Below are 22546 nucleotides of genomic sequence, written 5' to 3'. Positions count from 1 at the left end.
CTAACATAGCGTACGCGCAGCCGCAACAAGCGGCGGCCCGCTATTCGGCACCTTGTTGCCGCGCCGCGGTCGGAGCCTACGCGCGGTCCAACGGACTCGCTTGATGGCCGCCCGCGCGCGCCCGCCCCCGATACCAGTCACTCAGCGCAAGGTTCCAGCTGTTGCTGCATGGCCGCCATGCTGGTTTGGCCTTGACTCCCGTCGGCGGTGCCCGGCGGCCGCCGACCAGCCCGCACCGACATTACTTGCTGACATCTTGGCATCCTAAGTGAGAACTTAACTCAACAGTATTTTGAAGTATTTGATCGTTAATAAACCGTTAACGCGGTGGATTACGGAATTTTCCGTGATGAGTAGACCGCGATGCAAGATGTTTCGATCAGAGCGGAACAATTTCTACTGCCCCATTCACGCCTCATTGCCCCACCAAACGGCGCGCGCCTCAACACCTGACGGGGGTCCACTGGCCGCAGAACGCGGCAATACTGTTCGAGGGACATAGATGCTGAAACTGAAGAACCTCTCGGCTGGCAAGATCGCCGGCTCGCGCACCGCGCTCGCCGTTGCCGTGACGCTGATCGTCGGCGGCAGCGCCACCGAAGCCTCGGCCCGGTCCAGGCACCACCATCACCACGCTCGCCACCACCATCATCACATGGCGCGCCATGCTGCTCAGCCCGCGGCCGACTCGTTTTCGAACGGATGGTCGTCCAACGGCTCCTCGTGGATGAACTCCAACGCAGCGGTCACGCCGTCGTCCGGCACCGGCCGCACTTTCTCCGGCATGGCGTCGTACTACGGCAACGAGTCCGGCAGCCGCACCGCCTCCGGCCAGCGCATGAACGCCAACGCGATGACCTGCGCTCACCGCTCGCTGCCGTTCGGCACCAAGCTGCGCGTGACCCATGGCGGCAACAGCGTCATCGTCACCGTCAACGACCGCGGCCCGTTCATCCGCGGCCGGGTGCTCGACCTGTCGACCGGCGCAGCCCGCGCCATCGGCCTGACCCGCGCCGGCGTCGGCCGCGTCACCGCCGAAGTCGTGTCGTAAGATACCCGATCTTTCCGCGCGTCATTGCGAGGAGCGAAGCGACGAAGCAATCCAGAGTCCCAACCCGGCCCTGGATTGCTTCGCTGCGCTCGCAATGACGGTGGAGAGAGCGCTACAAGAAGCTCTGCGGGTCGACGTCGACCTCGAGCTTGAGATTGCCCTTGGGCTTCTCGGCATGCGCCAGCCAGTGGCGCAGATAATCCGACAGATCGAAATTGCGGGCCGACTTGAGCAGCAGCCGGAAGCGGTAGCGGCCCTTGATCACCGCGAGCGGCGCCTCGGCCGGGCCGAGCAGCAACACGCCCTCCTCCCGCGGCGCTGACGCGACCAGCCGGCGGGCGAAGCCTTCGGCAGTAGGCCGATCCCCCGCCGAGATGATCAGGCTCGCCAGCCGGCCGAACGGCGGATAGCCGGTGCGCTCGCGCGCGTCGATTTCGCTGGTGTAGAACGCCTCGCGGTCGCAGGCGACCAGCGCCTTCATGACGGGGTGCTCGGGCTGGTGGGTCTGCAAATAGCCGCGACCCCGCCCCTGCTCGCGGCCGGCGCGGCCGATCACCTGGTTCAAGAGCTGCCAGGTGCGCTCGGCGGCGCGCGGATCGCCATTGCCGAGGCCGAGATCGGCATCGACCACCCCGACCAGATTGAGCCGCGGAAAGTTGTGGCCCTTGGCGACGAGCTGGGTGCCGATGATCAGGTCGACGCGGCCTTCGGCGATCTCGGTCAGCTCGGCGCGCATGGTTTCGATCGAGGTGATCAGGTCGCTCGACAGCACCATGCTGCGCGCCTCAGGAAACAGCGCCGCCGCCTCCTCCTGCAGCCGCTCCACGCCGGGCCCCACCGCGACCAGCGATTCCTCGGCCGCGCAATGCGGGCAGGTCGGCGGCCGCGGCATCGAGAACCCGCAATGGTGACAGACCAGCCGCTGACGGAAACGATGATCGACCAGCCACGCGTCGCAGATGGTGCAGGCGAAGCGATGGCCGCAGGCGCGGCACAGGGTCAGCGGCGCATAGCCGCGGCGGTTCAGGAACAGCAGCGCCTGCTCGCCGCGCTCGATCGCGGCGCGGATCTCACCCGCCAGCCGCGGCGAGATGTAGCGGCCGCGCGGCGGCGGCTCGCGCCGGAGATCGATGGCCTCGATATGCGGCATGTGCTGGCCGCCGAACCGCGACGGCAGCGCGACGCGCTGATAGCGGCCCTTGCGGGCATTGACCTCGGTCTCGACCGAGGGGGTGGCCGAGGCCAGCACCACCGGAAATTTGGCGATGTGGCCGCGCACCACCGCCATGTCGCGGGCGTGGTAATGCGCGCCCTCGTCCTGCTTGTAGGCCTGATCGTGCTCCTCATCGACGACGATCAGGCCGAGATCGGCATAGGGCAGGAACAGCGCCGAGCGGGCGCCGACCACGACCGGCGCCTCGCCGGCGGCGATCGCCGCCCAGTTGCGCTGGCGCGTGCGCGGGGTCAGCTCGGAATGCCATTCCAGCGGCCGCACGCCGAAGCGGCGCGAGAAGCGGTCGAGGAACTGGCCGGTGAGCGAAATCTCGGGCATCAGGATCAGCGACTGCCGGCCGCGGCGGACGGTCTCGGCCACCGCCTCGAAATAGACTTCGGTCTTGCCGGAGCCGGTGACGCCGTCGAGCAGCGCGACCTGGAAGCCGCCATCGGCGGCCAGCGCCCGCATCGCCGCGACGCCGGCCAGCTGCGCGTCGAAGAACTCGGGCTGCGCGAACGACGGATCGGGCGCCGGCGGCGGCAGCGCACGCGGCATCGCCTCGACCGTGAGGGTCCCCTCGTCGACCAGGCCGTCGATCACGCTGCTGGAGACGCCGATCTCGCGGACGAGGTCGGACTTTCCATGCAGCAGACCGTCGGACACCGCCTCGATGACCCGCCGCCGCGCCGGCGTCAGCCGCTTGGGCGGCTCGCCGACCAGGCGGACGCCGAGCCGGACACGCTCCGGGCCAAGATGCTCGCCCATGCGCAGGCACATCCGCAGCACCATGCCGCGCGGCGACAGCGTGTAATTGGCGACCCAGTCGACCAGCGAGCGCAGCTCCGGCTTGAGGGGCGGCACCTCGAGCTTCTCGCTGACATCCTTGAGCCGGTTGTGCAGCCGCGGATCCGGATTGGCATTCTCCGCCCACACCACCGCCAGTACCTCGCGCGGCCCGAGCGGCACGCCGACGATATCGCCCGGCTTCAGATCCATGCCGCGCGGCACGCGGTAGGAATAGGTGTGGTCGAGCGCGACCGGAACCAGCACGTCGACCACGCCGGTCGTGCTGGCTGCACCTGGAAAGAGGTCGGTCGCGCGGTCCATGAGGGCGGAGATAGCCTTGCTCTGGCTGAAGCGAAAGCCGCCCGGCAAAGTTAGCGAACGGTAAAGGACGACAGTGCGATATACATGACTCGACGAGATGAGATCGAGCTGTTCCCGCGAGCGCCATTGCACTCCCTCTCCCCGCTCTTGCGGGGAAGAGGGTCGGGGTGAGGGGCAGCCGCGCGGGTGGTCAACACCATCCGCGCGGAGAGTCCCCCTCACCCGGATTGCATCTGACGATGCAATCCGACCTCCCCCCGCAAGCGGGGAGAGGCGCAAACCGAGTTCGCGGCGATCGACAACGCTTCACAGCGACCCATCCGTGGGCACGGACGCCATGGCAAAGCAAACAGAGCCGACTTACGCGGACACGGACGAAGAGTCTGAGGCCACCGCCCTCCTCGGCGCCGACGAGGGCGTCGTCCAGGCCATGATGCAGTGGCTGGCGCATCTGCGCAGCGAGCGCCGGCTGTCCCCGAAGACGGTCGAGGCCTACGCCCGTGACCTCCGGCAGTGCCTGCAATTCCTCTGCATCCATTGGGGCGAGCCGGTGACGCTGGTGCGCTTCGCCGGGCTGGAGGCCGCCGACATCCGGGCTTTCATGGCGATGCGCCGCGCCGACGACATCGCCGGACGTTCCCTGATGCGAACCTTGGCGGGCCTGCGCTCGTTCGGGCGCTTTCTGGAGCGCGAGGGCAAGGGCAAGGTCGGCGCCCTCTCAGGAATCCGCGCGCCAAAGATCGCCAAGAGCCTGCCGAAGCCGCTGCCGATGGACGCCGCCAAGCGCCTCGCCGATGCCGACGAGCGCGCCGGCGAGACCCGCGAGACCTGGGTGCTGGCACGCGACGCCGCGGTGATGGCGCTGCTGTATGGCTCCGGCCTGCGCATCTCCGAGGCGCTCGGCCTGAAACGCCGCGAGGTGCCGCGTCCCGGCGAAGGCGACGTGCTGGTGGTGACCGGCAAGGGCAACAAGACCCGGATGGTGCCGGTGCTGCAGAACGTGCTGCAGCTGATCGACGAGTATGCCAGGCTTTGCCCGTACCCGCTGCCTGCGGAGGGGCCGATGTTTCTCGGCGCCAAGGGCGGTCCGTTGAGCCCGCGCATCATCCAGCTCGCGATGGAGCGGCTGCGCGGCGCGCTGGGCCTGCCGGACAGCGCCACGCCGCACGCGCTGCGCCATTCCTTCGCGACGCACCTGTTGTCGCGCGGCGGCGACCTGCGCGCGATCCAAGAGCTGCTCGGCCACGCCTCGCTGTCGACGACGCAGATCTATACCGGCATCGATTCGGAGCGCCTGCTGCAGGTCTACGCGTCAGCGCATCCGCGACGGTGACATTTTTCGTTCATATCGTTTCGCTTGCGCTGTCCCCCCGGTTCCGGCAATCGTCTTGGCTGCTTGATCCGGAGGGGACAGATGAGCGCACATGAGAGCATGGAGCATGCGGAGCATGCCGAGCACGCGTCCGGCGAAAACAAGAAGATCGCGCTGCTGATCGCCGTCATAGCCCTGTTCCTGGCGCTGTCCGAAACGCTCGGCAAGGGCGCGCAGACCGAATCGATCAGCAAGAACGTCGAGGCCTCGAATCTCTGGGCCTTCTTCCAGGCCAAGACCGTTCGCCGCACCGTGGTGCAGACTGCCGCCGAGCAGGGCAAGCTGAGCTTGCCGGCGCTGCCAGACGAGGCGGCCAAGGCGGCGTTGCAGAAGCAGATCGACGATTGGCAGAAGAATGCCGCGCGCTATCGCTCCGAGCCCGAGACCGGCGAAGGCAGCGAGCAACTCGCCGAGCGCGCCAAGCATGCCGAGCACGAACGCGACGAGGCGACGGCAAAGTACCACCACTATGAGCTCGCGTCGGCCGCCTTCCAGATCGGCATCGTGCTGGCGTCGGCGACGATCATCACGGGAATGATCGTTCTGGCCTGGGCCTCCGGAGGACTCGCGCTGATCGGCATTGCCATGACGTTGCTCGGCCTGTTCCAGCCGCATCTCTTGCATCTGCATTAGTCACGAGGGCCGTCATTCCGGGGCAAGGCCGCATGCCTTGAACCCGGAATCTCGAGCTTGGCTTGCGTTCGTTCTCTTTCACCTCGAGATTCCGGGCTCAATCGTCAGCGCGCAGCCGCGTTGCGGCTGCACGCAGCCGATTGCCCCGGAATGACGAAGAATGTGGCCCGGTCGAACGAAGCCGCGTGATGACGTCCGAGGTCAGCGCGCCTGCTGCACGCTCCTGCGGAAGCGCATGATCACGCGCAGCACGCGCGATGACCAGCCATCGGCATTGCCGTGGATGATCTCGCGGATGCGCTGCTTGATCGGATCGACCAGCGCCGCGGCTTTCCTGCGCAGCGCGAGCACGGCCTCGTAGAGCCACGCGAACCAGGACATCTGCAGCAGCTTGCTGCGCGTCACATCGAAGATGAAGGCGGTGACGCCGACACCGACGATCTTGCCGAACACGATCGTGGCCAGCGCGAGCTTCCACTGCTGGTGCATCAACAGCCACATGCCGATCAGCTTGAGCGGAAACAGCAGCACGACCGGCACGACGAAGACGATCAGGGTCAGCGCCGGCGACAGGGTCTCGATGCGCGCGGCCAGCCAGTGCTTGAAGCTACGCAGTGGGATCGCGGCGACGATGCGCGCCACGATCGGCTCGAGATGGTCCCACAGCCAGGCTTCGATCAGGAAGATGATCGCAAGCAGAACCCAGAACGGCTGAAGCAGGCGGCGCAGCATCGGACTCCATCTCCGCCAGGCCCCGGGGGTTGAGGCCGCTATGACGATACGACCTCGCGCCTTGCCGTTCGGTTCAGCGTCATAAGTGGGCGTTTTGTCGCACCCACCGAAGGCGCCTCCGGGCGTCCATCACATATGGATGGCCCGCTTACCCACCGCAAGCGCGGCTTCCTTCACGGCCTCCGACCGTGTCGGATGCGCGTGGCAGGTGCGCGCGAGATCCTCGGCAGAGCCACCGAACTCCATCAATACGGCGGCCTCGTGAATGATTTCCCCGGCCTCGCGGCCAATGATATGGGCGCCGAGCACGCGATCCGTCTTCGCATCGGCTAGGATCTTCACGAAACCGTCAGTGGTCTGATTGACCTTGGAACGGCCATTCGCGGTAAACGGAAACTTGCCGACTGTATAGGCGACGCCGGCCTGCTTCAGCTCGTCCTCGGTCTTGCCGACGGAGGCCACTTCGGGCGTCGTGTAGACCACGCCCGGAATGACGTCGTAGTTCACGTGTCCGGCCTGGCCCGCGAGGATCTCGGCCACCGCAACGCCCTCGTCCTCAGCCTTGTGCGCGAGCATCGGCCCTGCAACGACGTCACCGATGGCGTAGACACCGGGCACGCTGGTCGCGAAATGGTGATCGATCTGGACACGACCGCGGTTGTCGAGCGCGACGCCGGCCTCCTGCAGACCGAGCCCCTCGGTGTAGGGCACGCGACCGATCGCGACCAGCACGACATCGGCTTCGATCTTTTCAGCCGCTCCGCCCGCGGCGGGCTCGATGGTCGCCGAGAGCGTAGCCCCGGACGTATCGACACCGGTCACCTTGGCGCCGAGCTTGAACGCAAAACCCTGCTTCTCGAGGATGCGCTGAAACTGTTTTGCGATCTCGCCATCCATGCCGGGCAGGATGCGGTCGAGGAATTCGACCACGGTGACCTTGGCGCCGAGGCGGCGCCACACCGAGCCGAGTTCGAGCCCGATCACGCCGGCGCCGACCACCAAGAGCGTCGAAGGCACCTTGTCCAGCGACAGCGCTCCGGTCGAGGACACGATGCGCTTCTCATCGATCTCGATGCCCTTGAGCCGCGCGATGTCCGAGCCCGTTGCGATCACGATGTTCTTGGTCTCGACGGTCTGCACGGCGCCGTCATTGCCGGTGACCTGCAGCTTGCCGGTGCCGAGGATCCTGCCCTTGCCCACGAGCACGTCGATCTTGTTCTTCTTCATCAGGAACTCGACGCCCTTGACGTTGCCGTCGATGCCCTGCTGCTTGAAGTTCATCATCGCCGGCAGATCGATCTCGGGCTGGGGCACCTTGATGCCCATCTTGGCGAAGGAGTGCCCGGCTTCCTCGAACAGCTCCGAGGCGTGCAGCAGCGCCTTCGACGGCATGCAGCCGACATTGAGACAGGTGCCGCCGAGGGTGGCGTTCTTCTCGACCACGGCCACCTTCATGCCGAGCTGTGCTGCGCGGATGGCGCAGACATAACCACCGGGTCCGGTGCCGATGACGACGAGATCGTAGGATGCCATGATCGAATGTTCCGTAAGCTTGCAAGTCAGAGATAGCGACGGTCGTCAGCGTCCGCCCGACACGTCGAGAATGGCCGAAGTGACATAGGAAGCCTCGTCCGACAGCAGCCAGACGATGGCATTGGCGATTTCCTCCGCGGTGCCGACGCGCTTCATCGGCACCAGCGGGGCGAGACGATGGGCGCGATCGGGCTCGCCGCCGGAGGCGTGAATATCAGTGTCGATCAGCCCTGGGCGAATGGCGGCGACGCGGATGCCTTCATTGGCGACCTCATGACCGAGGCCGACGGTGAAGGAATCGATCGCGCCCTTCGACGCCGCATAATCGACGTAGGTATTCGGCGAGCCGAGCTTGGCGGCGACCGAGGACAGGTTGATGATCACGCCGCCCTGTCCGCCATGCCGCGTCGACATGCGCTTCACCGCCTCACGTGCGCACAGGATGCTGCCGGTGACGTTGACCGCCATCAAACGCTCGATGCGCTCCGCGCTCATCTCGTCGACGCGCGTGGTCGGACCGACGATGCCGGCATTGTTGATGAGCGCGCCGAGCGTGCCGAACTTGTCCGCCGCCTTGAACAGAGCGAGGATGTCGTGCTCGCGGCCGACGTCGCATTTGACTGCGATGGCCTTGCCGTTCTTGGCCTCGATCGCGGCCACCGTGCTCTGTGCCGCGGCCTCGTTGGAGGCGTAGCCGACCACGATCTTGAAGCCGCGCGATGCGGCGGCGATGGCGGTGGCGCGGCCGATGCCGCGGCTGCCGCCGGTGATCACTGCAACCCTGTCGGTCATGATGGCCCCCGTTAGGTCTGAGGCGCGCTCATGAAGCGCGCCTCATGTCTTCAAGTCGTCGCGTGCCCTCAGAGATCCAGCACGAGCCGTGCCGGATCCTCCAGGCTTTCCTTGACGCGCACCAGGAACGTCACGGCTTCCTTGCCGTCGATGACGCGGTGATCGTAGGACAGCGCCAGATACATCATCGGGCGGACTTCGATCTTGCCGCCGACCACCACCGGGCGCTCCTGGATCTTGTGCATACCGAGGATGCCGGACTGCGGCGCGTTCAGGATCGGGGTCGACATCAGGGAGCCGTAGATGCCGCCATTGGTGATGGTGAAGGTGCCGCCCTGCATCTCGTCGATCTTGAGCTGGCCGTCACGGGCGCGGCGGCCGAAATCGGCGATGCCCTTCTCGATGTCGGCGATCGACTTGTGGTCGCAGTCGCGCACGACGGGCACGACCAGGCCCTTGTCGGTGCCGACGGCGACGCCGATGTGATAGTAGTTCTTGTAGATCAGGTCGGTGCCGTCGATCTCGGCGTTGACCGCCGGGATGTCCTTGAGCGCCTGCACCACGGCCTTGGTGAAGAAGCCCATGAAGCCGAGCTTGGAGCCGTGCTTCTTCTCGAACACGTCCTTGTACTGGCTGCGCAGCGCCATGACGTTGGTCATGTCGACCTCGTTGAAGGTCGTCAGCATCGCCGCGGTGTTCTGCACGTCCTTGAGGCGGCGCGCGATGGTCTGGCGCAGCCGCGTCATCTTCACGCGCTCCTCGCGCGCGGCGTCGTCGGCCGGCGACGGCGCACGCACCTGCACCGAGGCGGCGGGCTGATTGACCGGGGTCGGCGCGGACGCTGCGCGCTCGATGGCGGCCAGCATGTCGCCCTTGGTGACGCGGCCGTCCTTGCCGGAGCCCGGCACGGTGGTGGCATCGACGCCGCTCTCGGCCGAGAGCTTGCGAACCGACGGCGCCTGCGGGGTATCGGCGGGCAACGCCTTGGCCGGAGCGGGAGCCGCAGCCGGCGGCGGCGCGGCGGGCTTCGCGGGAGCGGGCGCAGCAGCGGCAGGCTTCGCAGCAGCCGCGCCATCATTGATCTGGCCGAGCAGCGCGCCAACGGCGACCGTCTCGCCGTCCTTGGCGATGATCTCGCCCAGGGTGCCGGCTGACGGCGCGGGCACCTCGATCGTCACCTTGTCGGTCTCGAGCTCGACGAGGGGCTCGTCGACCGCCACGGCGTCGCCTGCCTTCTTGAACCAGCGGCCGATGGTGGCTTCGGTGACGGATTCACCCAGCGTCGGAACGCGAATTTCAGTCATGGTCTTTATCCTCAATAACCCGTGCGGTCATAAAGCCGGTCCGCCATCGCCTTGCGGCGAGCAAGCGATGCGGGACGGACGATCAACGCGATGTACTTGCGCCCCGCCGATTGCGGGGCGCGTCAAAAAAGGCAGGTTCAGTTCAGGGCTTCGTCGAGCAGCGCCTTCAGCTGGGCGAGGTGCTTGGACATCAGGCCCGTGGCGGTCGCGGCCGACGCAGCACGGCCGGCATAGCGCGGACGCTTGCTCTTGCCGCCGGTCTGGTTCAGCACCCACTCGATATACGGCTCGATGAAGTGCCAGGCGCCCATGTTGCGCGGCTCTTCCTGACACCACACGACTTCGGCGTTCTTGAAGCGGCCGAGCTCGGCGACCAGCGCCTTGAGTGGCACCGGATAGAGCTGCTCGACGCGCATCAGGTAGACGTCGTTGAGCCCGCGCTTCTCGCGCTCGTCGTAGAGGTCGTAATACACCTTGCCCGAGCACAGCACGATGCGGCGGATCTGCTCGTCCGGCACCAGCTTGGTCTTGTCGTCCGCCTGCATCTGGGCGTCATCGTACAGGATGCGGTGGAACGTGGTGCCCTTGGCGAGCTCCTCGAGCCGCGACACCGCGCGCTTGTGGCGCAGCAGCGATTTCGGCGTCATCACGATCAGCGGCTTGCGGATCTCGCGATGCAGCTGCCGGCGCAGCACGTGGAAGTAGTTTGCCGGCGTGGTCGGATAGACCACCTGCATGTTGTCCTCGGCGCACATCTGCAGATAGCGCTCGAGGCGCGCCGAGGAATGCTCGGGGCCCTGGCCCTCATAGCCGTGCGGCAGCAGGCAGACCAGGCCGGACATGCGCAACCATTTACGCTCGCCCGACGAGATGAACTGGTCGAACAACACCTGAGCGCCGTTGGCGAAGTCGCCGAACTGCGCCTCCCACAGGGTCAGCGCGGTCGGCTCTGCGAGCGAATAGCCGTATTCGAAGCCGAGCACGGCTTCTTCGGACAGCAGCGAGTTGATGACCTCGAAATGGCCCTGCTCCGGCGCCAGATGGTTGAACGGCGTGTAGCGGCTCTCGTCCTCCTGATCGATCAGGACCGAATGGCGCTGCGAGAAGGTGCCGCGCTCGCTGTCCTGGCCGGAGAGGCGAACCTTGTGGCCTTCGAGCAGCAGCGAGCAGTACGCCAGCGCCTCGCCGGTCGCCCAGTCGAGCCCGATGCCGCTCTCGATCGCCTTGGCGCGGTTCTCGAGGAAACGCTGGATCGTCCGATGCACGCGGAAGCCGTCCGGCACCTTGGTGATCTTGCGGCCGATCTCCTTGAGGCGGTCGATCTCGACGCCGGTGACGCCGCGGCGCGCCTCCTCCTCCTGGTCGGCGGACTTGAAACCCGCCCACTTGCCGTCGAGCCAGTCGGCCTTGTTCGGACGATAGCTCGTGCCGGCCTCGAACTCGGCGTCGAGACGGGCGCGCCAGTCGGCCTTGGCCTTGTCGACCTCGCCCTCGGTCATCACGCCTTCGGCGACCAGCCGCTTGGAGTAGATCTCCAAGGTCGACGGATGGCCGGCGATCTTCTTGTACATCACCGGCTGGGTGAAAGCCGGCTCGTCACCTTCGTTGTGGCCATGCCTGCGGTAGCAGAACATGTCGATGACGACCGGCTTGTGGAACTTCTGCCGGAACTCGGTCGCGACCTTGGCCGCGAACACGACGGCTTCCGGATCGTCACCGTTCACGTGGAAGATCGGCGCGTCGATCATCTTGGCGACGTCGGACGGGTAGGGCGACGAGCGCGAATAGCGCGGATAGGTCGTGAAGCCGATCTGGTTGTTGACGATGAAATGAATCGAGCCACCGGTCCGGTAGCCTTTCAGATCCGACAGCGCGAAGCACTCCGCCACCACGCCCTGGCCGGCGAATGCAGCGTCGCCATGCATCAAGAGCGGCAGCACCGAGATGCGCATGTCGGGCGGATCGCCGTGCTGGTCCTGCTTGGCGCGGACCTTGCCGAGCACCACGGGGTCGACGATCTCGAGATGCGAGGGGTTGGCGGTCAGCGACAGGTGGATGCGATTGCCGTCGAACTCGCGGTCCGAGGAGGCGCCGAGGTGGTACTTGACGTCGCCGGAGCCTTCGACCGCGTCGGGATTGGCCGAGCCGCCCTTGAACTCGTGGAACAGCGCGCGATGCGGCTTGCCCATGACCTGGGTCAGCACGTTGAGGCGGCCGCGATGCGGCATGCCCAGCACGATCTCCTTCACGCCGAGATTGCCGCCGCGCTTGATGATCTGCTCCAGCGCCGGGATCAGCGACTCGCCGCCGTCGAGACCGAAGCGCTTGGTGCCGGTGAACTTGACGTCGCAGAACTTCTCGAAGCCTTCGGATTCGATCAGCTTCTGCAGAATCGCGCGACGGCCCTCACGGGTGAACGAGATCTCCTTGTCCGGCCCCTCGATGCGCTCCTGGATCCAGGCCTTCTGCGCTGCGTTGGTGATGTGCATGAACTCGACGCCAAGCGTCTGGCAATAGGTGCGCTCGCAGATCGCGACGATCTCGCGCAAGCTGCCGTATTCGAGGCCGAGCACGTGATCGAGGAAGATCTTGCGGTCGTAGTCGGCCTCGGTGAAACCGTAGGAACGCGGGTCCAGCTCCTCGCGGTTGCGCGGCGCCTCGATGCCGAGCGGATCGAGCTTGGCGTGGAAGTGGCCGCGCATGCGGTAGGCGCGGATCAGCATCAACGCGCGGACGGAGTCGCGGGTGGCCTGGTTGACGTCGGCCGCCGACAATTCGACGCCCTTGGCCTGAGCCTTCTGCGCAATCTTCTCGCCGACCTTCTTCTCGACGACGGCCCAGTTGCCGTCCAGCGCCGAGGTCAATTCGTCCCGGGGGGAGACCGGCCAGTTGCTGCGCGCCCAGGAGGGGCCCGACGCATTCTTCTGCACGTCGGCCGGCGCATCCTTCAGGCTCTTGAAGAACTCCTGCCATTCCGGGTCGACCGAAGCGGGATCCTTCTCGTAGCGGGCGTAGATCTCATCGATGTAGGTGGCATTGGTGCCCTGCAGAAAAGACGACAGGGCGAAGGCGGCGTTCGCATCTTGGCGAGACATGGTGGCGTCCTGGTAATTTCGATGCGCCCAATCAAAACGGCGCAATGCCTGACCCGCGGGGGACGCGGATCAGGCTCGGGTTAGGACCGTTTACCTTATTTATTGTAAATATTCGCGCCGAAAAGCACTAAGTCCTGAATCAGGATTTCAACTTTTCGACAAGCGTCTTTCCGAGCCGCGCAGGCGACGGCGACACGGTAATACCAGCCGCTTCCATCGCGGCCGTCTTCGAGCCGGCATCGCCCTTGCCGCCGGAGATGATCGCGCCGGCATGACCCATGCGACGGCCGGGAGGCGCGGTGACGCCAGCGATGAATCCCACCATCGGTTTCTTGCGACCGCGCTTGGCTTCGTCCTTGATGAACTGCGCCGCGTCCTCCTCGGCCGAGCCGCCGATCTCACCGATCATGATGATCGAGGTGGTCCTGGGGTCAGCCAGGAACATCTCGAGCATGTCGATGAACTCGGTGCCCTTGACCGGATCACCGCCGATGCCGACCGCCGTGGTCTGGCCGAGACCTTCCGAGGTGGTCTGGAACACCGCCTCGTAGGTCAGCGTGCCGGAGCGCGACACGATGCCGACCGAACCGGGCTTGAAGATGTTGGCCGGCATGATGCCGATCTTGCACTCGCCGGCGGTCATCACGCCCGGGCAGTTCGGCCCGATCAGGCGCGACTTGGAGCCCTGCAGCGAGCGCTTGACGCGGACCATGTCCAGCACCGGGATGCCCTCGGTGATGCAGACGATCAGCGGGACCTCGGCGTCGATCGCCTCGCAGATCGCGTCGGCGGCGCCCGGCGGCGGGACGTAGATCACCGAGGCGTCGGCCCCGGTGGCCTCGCGGGCCTCCTTGACGGTGTCGAACACGGGCAGGCCGAGGTGGGTCGAGCCGCCTTTGCCCGGCGACGTGCCGCCGACCATCTTGGTGCCGTAGGCGATCGCCGCCTCGGAGTGGAAGGTGCCGTTCTTGCCAGTGAAGCCCTGGCAGATGACCTTGGTGTTCTTGTCGATGAGGATGGACATCGTGCTTTCTCTAAAAGCGTTGCGGTGAGGAATGAGCGAGCGCCTGGACCGGCGCTCAGCCTCCCTTGACGGCCTTGACGATCTTCTGCGCGGCGTCGTCGAGATTGTCGGCGGGCAGCACGTTCAGACCGGACTCGCTGATGATCTTCTTGCCGAGATCGACATTGGTGCCTTCGAGGCGCACCACGAGCGGCACCTTCAGGCCGACTTCCTTGACCGCGGCGACGACGCCCTCGGCGATGACATCGCACTTCATGATGCCGCCGAAGATGTTGACCAGGATGCCCTTCACGTTCGGGTCGGCGGTGATGATCTTGAACGCCGCCGCGACCTTCTCCTTGCTGGCGCCGCCGCCGACGTCGAGGAAGTTGGCGGGCTCCATGCCGTAGAGCTTGATGATGTCCATCGTCGCCATGGCGAGGCCGGCGCCGTTGACCATGCAGCCGATGGTGCCGTCGAGCGCGACGTAGTTGAGGTCGTATTTGGAGGCCTCGATCTCCTTGGCGTCTTCCTCGGTCTCGTCACGCAGCGCGACGACTTCCGGGTGCTTGAACAGCGCGTTGGAGTCGAACGACACCTTGGCGTCGAGCACGCGCAGCTGGCCCTGCTTGGTGACGACCAGCGGGTTGATCTCGAGCATCGCCATGTCCTTGGCGACGAACGCATTGTAGAGTTGGGTGGTGAGCTTCTCGGCCTGCTTGGCGAGGTCGCCGGAGAGCTTCAGCGCCTTGGCGACGGCGCGGCCGTGATGGCCCATGACGCCGGTGGCTGGGTCGACCGAGAAGGTCACGATCTTCTCGGGGGTCTCGTGGGCGACGTCCTCGATGTTGACGCCACCTTCGGTCGACACCACGAAGGCGACCCTCGAGGTCTCGCGGTCGACCAGCAGCGACAGATAGAACTCCTTGTCGATATCCGAGCCGTCCTCGATGTAGAGGCGGTTGACCTGCTTGCCGTCGGGGCCGGTCTGCACGGTCACCAGCGTCGCGCCCAGCATCTGCTTGGCGAAAGTGTTGACCTCGTCGATCGACTTGGCGAGGCGGACGCCGCCCTTGTCGCCGGCCGAGGCCTCCTTGAACTTGCCCTTGCCACGGCCACCGGCGTGGATCTGGCTCTTCACGACCCAGACCGGGCCACCGAGCGTCTTCGCCGCCGCATCCGCGTCCTCCGGACGGAGAACCGGCACGCCCTTGGAAATCGGCACGCCGAACTCGTGCAGCAGTGCCTTGGCCTGATATTCGTGAATGTTCATAAGCGCTTGCTCCCCGAACCCGCGATGGGGTGACGACCAGAATTGTTGTTAGGATGTCTGGTATACCATATACCAAACATCCTGCAACTCGATGTGGGCGAGATTACGCCCCGTGAATGACCCCTGATCAGCGGCCGAGCAGGTCGGGCGCGATCTTCTTGCAGGCGTCGACCAGGCCCTGCACGGCGGCGACCGACTTGTCGAACGCCTCGCGGTCCTTGCCGGCGAGCTCGATCTCGACGATGCGCTCGACACCCTTGGAGCCGATCACGACGGGCACGCCGACATACATGTCCTTGACGCCGAACTCGCCGTTGAGATGCGCCGCGCAGGGCAGCACGCGCTTCTTGTCGCGCAGATAGCTCTCGGCCATTGCGATCGCCGACGCCGCCGGAGCGTAGTAGGCGGAGCCGGTCTTCAGCAGGTTGACGATCTCGGCGCCGCCGTTGCGGGTGCGGTCGACGATCTCGTCGATGCGGGCCTGCGACGTCCACCCCATCTTGACGAGGTCGGGCAGCGGAATGCCGGCAACGGTCGAGTACTTGGTCAGCGGAACCATGGTGTCGCCATGACCGCCGAGCACGAAGGCGGTGACGTCCTCGACCGAGACGTTGAACTCATCAGCCAGGAAGTAGCGGAAACGCGCCGAGTCGAGCACGCCGGCCATGCCGACGACCTTCTTGGCCGGAAGCCCCGAGGCCTTCTGCAGCGCCCAGACCATCGCGTCGAGCGGGTTGGTGATGCAGATGACGAAGGCGTCGGGCGCGTACTTCTTGATGCCGGCGCCGACCTGCTCCATCACCTTGAGGTTGATCGACAAGAGGTCGTCGCGGCTCATGCCCGGCTTGCGCGGCACGCCCGCGGTGACGATGCACACCTTGGCGTTGTCGAGCGCCTCATAGGAGTTGGCGCCGGTGTAGTGCGCGTCGAAGCCGTCGACCGGCGATGACTGGGCGATGTCGAGCGCCTTGCCCTGCGGAACGCCTTCGGCAATGTCGAACATCACGACGTCGCCGAGCTCCTTGAGGCCGACGAGGTGAGCCAGCGTTCCGCCGATCTGACCGGAGCCAATCAAAGCAATCTTGTCGCGCGCCATGGCAAATTTTCCTTTGAACCCGAAGGAGTGAGGGAGGTTGAAAAGTCGACTGGTGGTTATCCCTTTCGCCCCGGCCGTTCAAGTCAAGCTATGGCCAATTGACGGGCCTGCCTTGATTTCGATCAGGACCGGGCGACGGCTGCTGATGATCCTTTCAGCATGATTGGCGTGGCCTTTTCGCGGCTGTGTGCCCGGCGGCTGGCGTTCGCCAAAACTCCAGTATTTGTCAGGTTTCGACCAACCCCGTGGAAGTCCCAGATGCCGCCGAGTCCTTCCGCCCGTGCGGCAGGGCCAGATAGGAGTCCGAACCCATTTCGATCAGGCGCGAGGTGGTCCGCTTGAACTCCATGGCCTCGATGCCCTCGGTCGCGACGTAGAGCGAAATCGGGTCGGCTTCGGCGGAGGCGATCAGCTTCACGGCGTTGTCGTAGAGCGTATCGATCAGGGTGATGAACCGCTTGGCGGCATTGCGCTCGGCCAGATCCATGACCGGAACGTGATCGATCAGGATCGTATGATAGTCGTGCGCGAGCCGCAGATAGTCCGAGGCTGCCAGCGGCTTCTCGCAGAGATCGGCAAAATCGAAGCGGGCGACGCCGTTGGCGGAGCACGGGACGTGCAGGATGCGCCCCTTGATCGTCATGTCGCGCGGCTTGCACTTGGCATGGCCCGTGAGCCGCGCCCAGGCCTTGTCGAGCGCCGCTCGCGCGTCGACATCGGCCGGCACCAGCCACATCTTCACGCCGGCCAGCTTCTCCAGCCGGAAATCGGTGCGCGCGTCCAGCCGCATCACGTCCATGTGGTCGGCAATCTGCTTGATGAAGGGCAGGAACAGCGCGCGGTTGAGGCCGCCTTTGTAGAGGTCTTCAGGCGCGACGTTGGAGGTCGCCACCACCACCGTGCCAAGCTCGAACAGCCTGGCGAACAGACGTCCCAAGATCATCGCGTCGGCGATGTCGGTGACATGGAATTCGTCGAAACAGAGCAGCCAGGCCTGATCGAAGATCGCCTGCGCCGTGAGACCGATCACATCGGCATCGGCGAGCTCGCCGCGCGCGATGTTCTGGCGGTAGCCGTAGATGCGCTCATGCACCTCTGCCATGAATTCGTGAAAATGCGCGCGGCGCTTGTGCTCGACCGGACAGTTCTGGAAGAACAGGTCCATCAGCATGGTCTTGCCGCGCCCGACCTCGCCATGGACATAGAGGCCGTTCGGCGGCTCGCTCTTGTCGGCAAAAAGGCGGCCCAACAAGCCTTGCTTGCGCGTGGGCTTGTAGGTGGAGAGCCGGCGTTCCAGCGCCGCCAGGGCGTCGGCGACCTCGGCCTGGGCGAGGTCGGCCTCGATCGCACCGGTATCGACCAAAGACTGATATTGCGCGCGGAACGCGTCTGACGGAGTGGACAGCATGAGCCCACTCTAGGTCATGAGACTTACGGAAAATGCAATCCGCAAATGGTGGAAGCCGCCATGCGTCGGAGCCGTGAGGTCGTGGTATATGGCACGCAAACGCCGCCGTGATCGTTAGTCGAGGGCTAACGACGTTCGTCTTCGCTCCTGGCCTCAGCGAACGGCTGGCTTGAACGACCCCGCTGCAGACCTCACCCCCGGCGAGAGGTCGTAGGCGTCCTCGACCACATAGGGCCCGCCGCCGGTCGAGGCACGCGACGAAAACAGCACGAAGCGCTCGGCCATGAACACGCGACTCGGGAAATAGCCGCGGACGGAGAGATAGTCGGCGACGTCCTGGCTCGACGCATCGTGCAGCCGCGCCAGCGTCACGTGGGGCACGAATTTGCGGCCCTCCGGATCGAGCCCGATCCGCTGCATGAGCCGCTCGAGCTCGGCCTGCAGCTCGATCAGGGGGCGGCTCGGCGCGACGTTGGCAACGACGGCGCGCGGCTTGCGGCCGCCGAAGCTGGAGAGACCCTGCACCGTCACTTCGAACGGCTTGCGGTTCACCCGCCACAGCATCGAGGCGATCTCGTTGGCGGAGGCGCCGTCAATGTCACCGATGAAACGCAACGTCACATGGTAATTTTCGGGATCGATCCAGCGGGCGCCGGGGAGGCCACCCCGCAAACCGGAAAGCGTGTGGCCAACCTCGGCCGGGATTTCCAGTCCAGTAAACAAACGCGGCATCGTTTCAGGACTCCCGATGCTGGAGGCTGATCTCGAAAATTGACGAGATCATGCCTTCAAGAAATGATCGACGACGAATCGCCAATGCATCATTCCTACCGAACTTATATGACTCCGCGACGGAAGGCGGGTTAACGCCGGTAAAAGCTGCGGAAAACCCGGTCCTTAAGGTTATCGCAAATGATCGACGCGGCGCTTCGTTCCGTCATTGCTCACGAAGCGGACGCAAGAATGCTTCCGCCGTAGGCAACAGCCTGGACACGATGATGTCGACGCCCGCCGCAGTGGGGTGGATGCCGTCGGCCTGGTTCAGCTTGGCGTCGGCGGCGACGCCATCGAGGAAGAATGGATACAGCGGCACGTCGAACTGCTTGGCGAGATCGGGGTAGATCGCGTTGAATTTCGCGGCGTAGTCGCTGCCGAAATTCGGCGGCGCCAGCATGCCGCACAGCATCATGGCGATGCCCCTGGCCTTCAGCCGGGTCACGATTTCGCTCAAAGCCTTGCGCGTCACGGCGGGATCGATGCCGCGCAGCGCGTCATTGGCGCCGAGCTCGACGATGACCGCTTCGGTCCCCTCCGGCACCGACCAGTCGAGCCGGTCGCGGCCGCCGGACGAGGTGTCCCCGGACACGCCGGCGTTGGTGAGGTCGATCGGCAGCCCCTTGGCCTGCAACGCCTTCTGCAGCTTGGCTGGAAACGCATCCGAGGCGGACAGGCCGAGTCCCGCGCTCAAGGAATCGCCGAGAACGACGAGCTTGATCGGCTTGACGGCCTCGGCACCCGCGAACGCGGGCCCGACTGTCATCAAGGCGAGCATCAACACGAGTATGTGCGCGAAGATATGTCCGCGCCTCTCGACCCGGCTTGCGGAGTTGCCATATGACCGAGCCATGGACAGTCTCATCGAAACCTCGCCTTTGGCCGGCCTTGCGCCGGACACCATTACCATCTCGAACGTCAACCTCTCGCTCGGCACCGGCGCGGCGCGGGTCCATATCCTCAAGGACATCAGCCTGCGGGTGGGACAGGGCGAGACGATCGGTCTGATCGGACCGTCGGGCTCTGGCAAGTCCACATTGCTGATGGTGATGGCGGGGCTGGAACGTCCTGATGGGGGTGAGGTGGTGGTCAACGGGACCGCTTTCAATGCCCTGGACGAGGACGCTCTGGCGCGGTTCCGCGGCCGCCAGGTCGGCATCGTCTTCCAGTCCTTCCATCTGATCCCGACCATGACGGCGCTGGAGAATGTCGCGGTGCCGCTGGAGCTGGCGGGCCATTCCGGCGCCGCCGAGCGCGCCGCCCGCGAGCTGGATTCGGTCGGACTCGGACACCGGCTGCACCACTATCCGACCCAGCTCTCGGGCGGCGAGCAGCAGCGCGTGGCGCTGGCGCGGGCACTTGCGCCGGACCCGGCCATTCTGGTGGCCGACGAGCCGACCGGCAATCTCGACGAGACCACCGGACGGCAGATCGTGGACCTGCTGTTCACCAAGCATGCCGAGCGCGGCATGACGCTGGTGCTGGTGACCCATGACAGCGGGCTTGCGCATCGTTGCGACCGCGTGGTCCGGCTGCGCTCGGGGCGGATCGAAGCCGACGGCGGCGCGCACGAGCCGGCCCTCGCATGACCACCGTCGCTGAACCGATCGCCGGCGGCCGCATGGCCGTGCTGCCCGTGCGCTACGCGCTGCGCGAGCTGCGGGGAGGCCTGCGCGGCTTCTACGTCTTCATCGCCTGCATTGCGCTCGGCGTGCTCGCCATTGCCGGTGTCGGCTCGGTGGCGGCGAGCCTCAACGACGGCCTGGTTCGCGAAGGACGTACGCTGCTCGGCGGCGACGTCGCCTTTTCACTGTTTCAGCGCGAGGCCAAGCCGGAGGAGATCGACTTCCTGCGCTCGCGTGGAAAGCTGTCGCTGGCTGCGACCCTGCGCGCCATGGTGCGCTCGGGCGACGCCAAGCTGGCGCTGGTCGAGCTGAAGGCGGTCGACAACGCCTATCCGCTGCTCGGCAAGGCCGAGCTCCAGCCAGATCTGCCGATGACCGACATCCTGGCCGAGCGCGACGGCGTTTACGGAGCTGCGGCGGATCCGGCGCTGCTGGCTCGGCTCGATCTGAGGATCGGCGACACCGTCACCATCGACACGGTCCGCTTCCAGATTCGCAGCGCGCTGCAGGCCGAGCCCGACAAATTGTCCGGCGGCATCGGCCTCGGGCCACGCTTCCTGATCAGCGAAGCGGGCCTGCGGGCCACACCGCTGCTGCAGCCGGGCAGCCTGGTGCGCTGGACCTACCGGGTCCGGCTGCCCGACAATGCCAAGGACGATCACGCCGCGGCGTCCTTCATCGCCGATACCCGCCTGACGCTGCCCTCGGCCGGATGGGAGATCCGCAGCCGCAGCAACGCCTCGCCGCAACTGGAGCGGACGATCGGCCGCTTCACCCAGTTCCTCACCCTGGTCGGTCTCGCCGCCCTGCTGGTCGGCGGCGTCGGCGTCGCCAATGCGGTCAAGAGCCATGTCGACCGCCGGACCGAGGTGATCGCGGCCTTCAAGGCCCTCGGCGCCACCAGCCGCGACGTGTTCGGCATCTACCTCGTGCAGGTGATGGTGCTCGCCACGATCGGTTCGATCATCGGCCTCTGCGCCGGGGCGGCCCTGCCGTTTGCCATCGTCGGGCTGTTCGGCAACATCCTGCCGCTGCCCGTGATCCCGGCCATTCATTCGGATGAGCTGGCGCTGTCCTTCGTCTATGGTCTGCTCACCGCACTGGCGTTCGGTCTGTGGCCGCTCGGGCGCGTACGCGACGTGCCGGTGGCGGCGTTGTTCCGCGAGGCGGTTATCGCCGAATGGCACCGTCCGCGCTGGAGCTATCTGGTGCTGATCGCGGGCACCGTCGCGCTGCTGATCGCGGTCGTGATCGGCCTGTCCTACGACAAGCGCATCGCAGCCGTGTTCGTCGTCGCCGCCGCGCTGGTGTTCGTGCTGTTGCGCGGCATTGCCGCCGCGGTGATGGCGATTGCGCGCGCCCTGCCGCGCAGCCGCTTCCCGATGCTGCGGCTGGCGGTCAGCAATATCTATCGCCCGGGCGCGCTGACACCGTCCGTGGTGCTCTCGCTCGGGCTGGGACTCGCCGTGCTGGTCACGATTACCCAGATCGACGGCAATCTGCGACGCCAGTTCCTGGCTCAACTGCCGGAACAGGCGCCGTCGTTCTTCTTCATCGACGTCCCCTCCGGCGAGGCCGACCGCTTCCGCGACTTCCTCAGGGACCTCGCCCCTCGATCCACTGTCGAGGACGTGCCGATGCTGCGCGGGCGCATCGTCTCCGCCCGCGGCGTGCGCGCCGAGGACCTCAAGGCGACGACGGACACCGAATGGGTGCTGCAGAGCGACCGGGGCCTGACCTATACCGCCGAGATTCCCAAAGGATCCAAGGTCGTCGAGGGCGAGTGGTGGGGCGAGACCTACAGCGGCCCGCCGCTGGTTTCGATCGAGAAGCGGATCGCCGACGGTCTCGGCCTCAAGCTCGGTGACGACATCGTGGTCAACGTGCTCGGACGCGACATCACGGCGCGGATCGGCAACATGCGCACCATCGACTGGCAGGGGCTCGGCATCAATTTCGTGCTGGTGTTCTCCCCGAATGCCTTCAAGGGAGCGCCGCACACCCATGTCGCCACCCTCACCGAGTCGCGCTCCGATACCGCCGAGGATGCCCGTGTCATCCGCAAGGTGGCCGACGCCTTCCCGATGGTGACCAGCGTGCGGGTCCGCGAGGTGATGGAGACGGTGGGCTCGGTGGTCTCCAACCTCGCGCTCGCCATCCGCGGCGCCAGTGCGGTGACGCTGATCTCGGCCATCCTGGTGCTGGGTGGCGCGCTGGCGGCCGGCCACCGCCACCGGGTCTATGATGCCGTCATCCTGAAGACCCTGGGCGCGACGAGGCTGCGGCTGCTCGGCGCCTACGCGCTGGAATATCTGATGATCGGGTTTGCCACCGCCGCGTTCGGCGTCATCGCCGGCTCGGTGTCCGCCTGGCTGATCGTGACCCGGCTGATGACGTTGAGCTTCGCCTGGCAGGCCGGCAGCGCCGCGCTGGTCGTCGTGGCCGCGCTGATCGTGACGGTCGGCCTCGGTCTGGCCGGCACTCTGCTGGCGCTCAACCAGAAACCGGCGACGGTTCTTCGGAATCTGTAGC

Annotated in this window: 17 protein-coding genes; 5 read left to right on the top strand and 12 right to left on the bottom strand. The window is 65.9% G+C overall.

Annotated features, from left to right (window positions below):
* Positions 1–502 precede the first annotated feature (502 nt).
* Positions 503–1051: a septal ring lytic transglycosylase RlpA family protein gene (locus QX048_RS17715; protein WP_315715933.1), complete on the top strand. Its 549-nt coding sequence runs from the start codon at positions 503–505 to the stop codon at positions 1049–1051.
* A gap of 112 nt (positions 1052–1163) precedes the next feature.
* Here the strand turns inward: QX048_RS17715 and QX048_RS17710 are convergent, their stop codons facing one another.
* Positions 1164–3374 carry a primosomal protein N' gene (locus QX048_RS17710; protein WP_316200558.1) on the bottom strand — a complete coding sequence of 737 codons (2211 nt, stop codon included), beginning with the start codon at positions 3372–3374 and terminating at the stop codon, positions 1164–1166.
* A gap of 430 nt (positions 3375–3804) precedes the next feature.
* Between QX048_RS17710 and QX048_RS17705 the strand changes: the two genes are divergently transcribed.
* The gene (locus tag QX048_RS17705; RefSeq protein WP_316200626.1) at positions 3805–4707 is read left to right on the top strand and encodes a tyrosine recombinase XerC; all 903 of its coding nucleotides are present in this window, start codon (positions 3805–3807) and stop codon (positions 4705–4707) included.
* Between the two features lie 81 nt (positions 4708–4788).
* Positions 4789–5379, top strand: a complete 591-nt coding sequence (locus QX048_RS17700) for a DUF4337 domain-containing protein (protein WP_315715931.1) — start codon at positions 4789–4791, stop codon at positions 5377–5379.
* Positions 5380–5580: 201 nt separating this feature from the next.
* Here the strand turns inward: QX048_RS17700 and QX048_RS17695 are convergent, their stop codons facing one another.
* From QX048_RS17695 to QX048_RS17645, 11 genes are all read right to left on the bottom strand, one after another.
* Positions 5581–6111 (bottom strand): hypothetical protein, encoded by a 531-nt coding sequence (locus QX048_RS17695; protein ID WP_316200557.1) that lies wholly within the window; start codon positions 6109–6111, stop codon positions 5581–5583.
* Positions 6112–6240: 129 nt separating this feature from the next.
* The gene (gene lpdA / locus QX048_RS17690; RefSeq protein ID WP_316200556.1) at positions 6241–7644 is read right to left on the bottom strand and encodes a dihydrolipoyl dehydrogenase; all 1404 of its coding nucleotides are present in this window, start codon (positions 7642–7644) and stop codon (positions 6241–6243) included.
* Between the two features lie 45 nt (positions 7645–7689).
* Positions 7690–8436: an SDR family oxidoreductase gene (locus QX048_RS17685; protein ID WP_315715928.1), complete on the bottom strand. Its 747-nt coding sequence runs from the start codon at positions 8434–8436 to the stop codon at positions 7690–7692.
* Positions 8437–8504: 68 nt separating this feature from the next.
* Positions 8505–9740: a 2-oxoglutarate dehydrogenase complex dihydrolipoyllysine-residue succinyltransferase gene (odhB, locus tag QX048_RS17680; protein WP_316167764.1), complete on the bottom strand. Its 1236-nt coding sequence runs from the start codon at positions 9738–9740 to the stop codon at positions 8505–8507.
* A gap of 137 nt (positions 9741–9877) precedes the next feature.
* Complete coding sequence (locus QX048_RS17675; protein WP_316200555.1) at positions 9878–12835, bottom strand: 2-oxoglutarate dehydrogenase E1 component; 2958 nt, start codon at positions 12833–12835, stop codon at positions 9878–9880.
* A 139-nt stretch (positions 12836–12974) separates the two neighbouring features.
* Positions 12975–13859 (bottom strand): succinate--CoA ligase subunit alpha, encoded by an 885-nt coding sequence (gene sucD, locus QX048_RS17670; protein WP_316200554.1) that lies wholly within the window; start codon positions 13857–13859, stop codon positions 12975–12977.
* Positions 13860–13914: 55 nt separating this feature from the next.
* Positions 13915–15111, bottom strand: a complete 1197-nt coding sequence (gene sucC / locus QX048_RS17665) for an ADP-forming succinate--CoA ligase subunit beta (RefSeq protein WP_315715925.1) — start codon at positions 15109–15111, stop codon at positions 13915–13917.
* Positions 15112–15238: 127 nt separating this feature from the next.
* Complete coding sequence (mdh, locus tag QX048_RS17660; RefSeq protein ID WP_009031546.1) at positions 15239–16207, bottom strand: malate dehydrogenase; 969 nt, start codon at positions 16205–16207, stop codon at positions 15239–15241.
* 226 nt (positions 16208–16433) lie between these two features.
* Positions 16434–17615 carry a cell division protein ZapE gene (gene zapE, locus QX048_RS17655; RefSeq protein WP_315715924.1) on the bottom strand — a complete coding sequence of 394 codons (1182 nt, stop codon included), beginning with the start codon at positions 17613–17615 and terminating at the stop codon, positions 16434–16436.
* Between the two features lie 153 nt (positions 17616–17768).
* Positions 17769–18347, bottom strand: coding sequence for an RNA 2',3'-cyclic phosphodiesterase (thpR, locus tag QX048_RS17650; RefSeq protein ID WP_315715923.1), 579 nt, complete (start codon positions 18345–18347; stop codon positions 17769–17771).
* A 205-nt stretch (positions 18348–18552) separates the two neighbouring features.
* Entirely contained in the window at positions 18553–19242 is a 690-nt protein-coding gene (locus tag QX048_RS17645; RefSeq protein ID WP_316200553.1) for an arylesterase, read from the bottom strand.
* On the opposite strand from QX048_RS17645, the gene QX048_RS17640 reads away from it, so the two are divergent.
* Together QX048_RS17640 and QX048_RS17635 are read left to right on the top strand one after the other, a co-directional pair.
* Entirely contained in the window at positions 19241–19978 is a 738-nt protein-coding gene (locus QX048_RS17640) for an ABC transporter ATP-binding protein (RefSeq protein WP_315750630.1), read from the top strand. The two genes, QX048_RS17645 and QX048_RS17640, sit on opposite strands and share 2 nt — an antisense overlap.
* Positions 19975–22545 (top strand): ABC transporter permease, encoded by a 2571-nt coding sequence (locus QX048_RS17635; RefSeq protein WP_316200552.1) that lies wholly within the window; start codon positions 19975–19977, stop codon positions 22543–22545. Before QX048_RS17640 ends, QX048_RS17635 begins: the two co-directional genes overlap by 4 nt.
* Position 22546 lies beyond the last annotated feature (1 nt).

Source organism: Bradyrhizobium sp. SZCCHNS30572, assembly GCF_032484415.1.
Classification (GTDB): domain Bacteria; phylum Pseudomonadota; class Alphaproteobacteria; order Rhizobiales; family Xanthobacteraceae; genus Bradyrhizobium.
The sequence above is the reverse complement of the archived record's forward strand: the minus strand, read 5'-3'. Positions and strand labels throughout refer to the sequence as shown.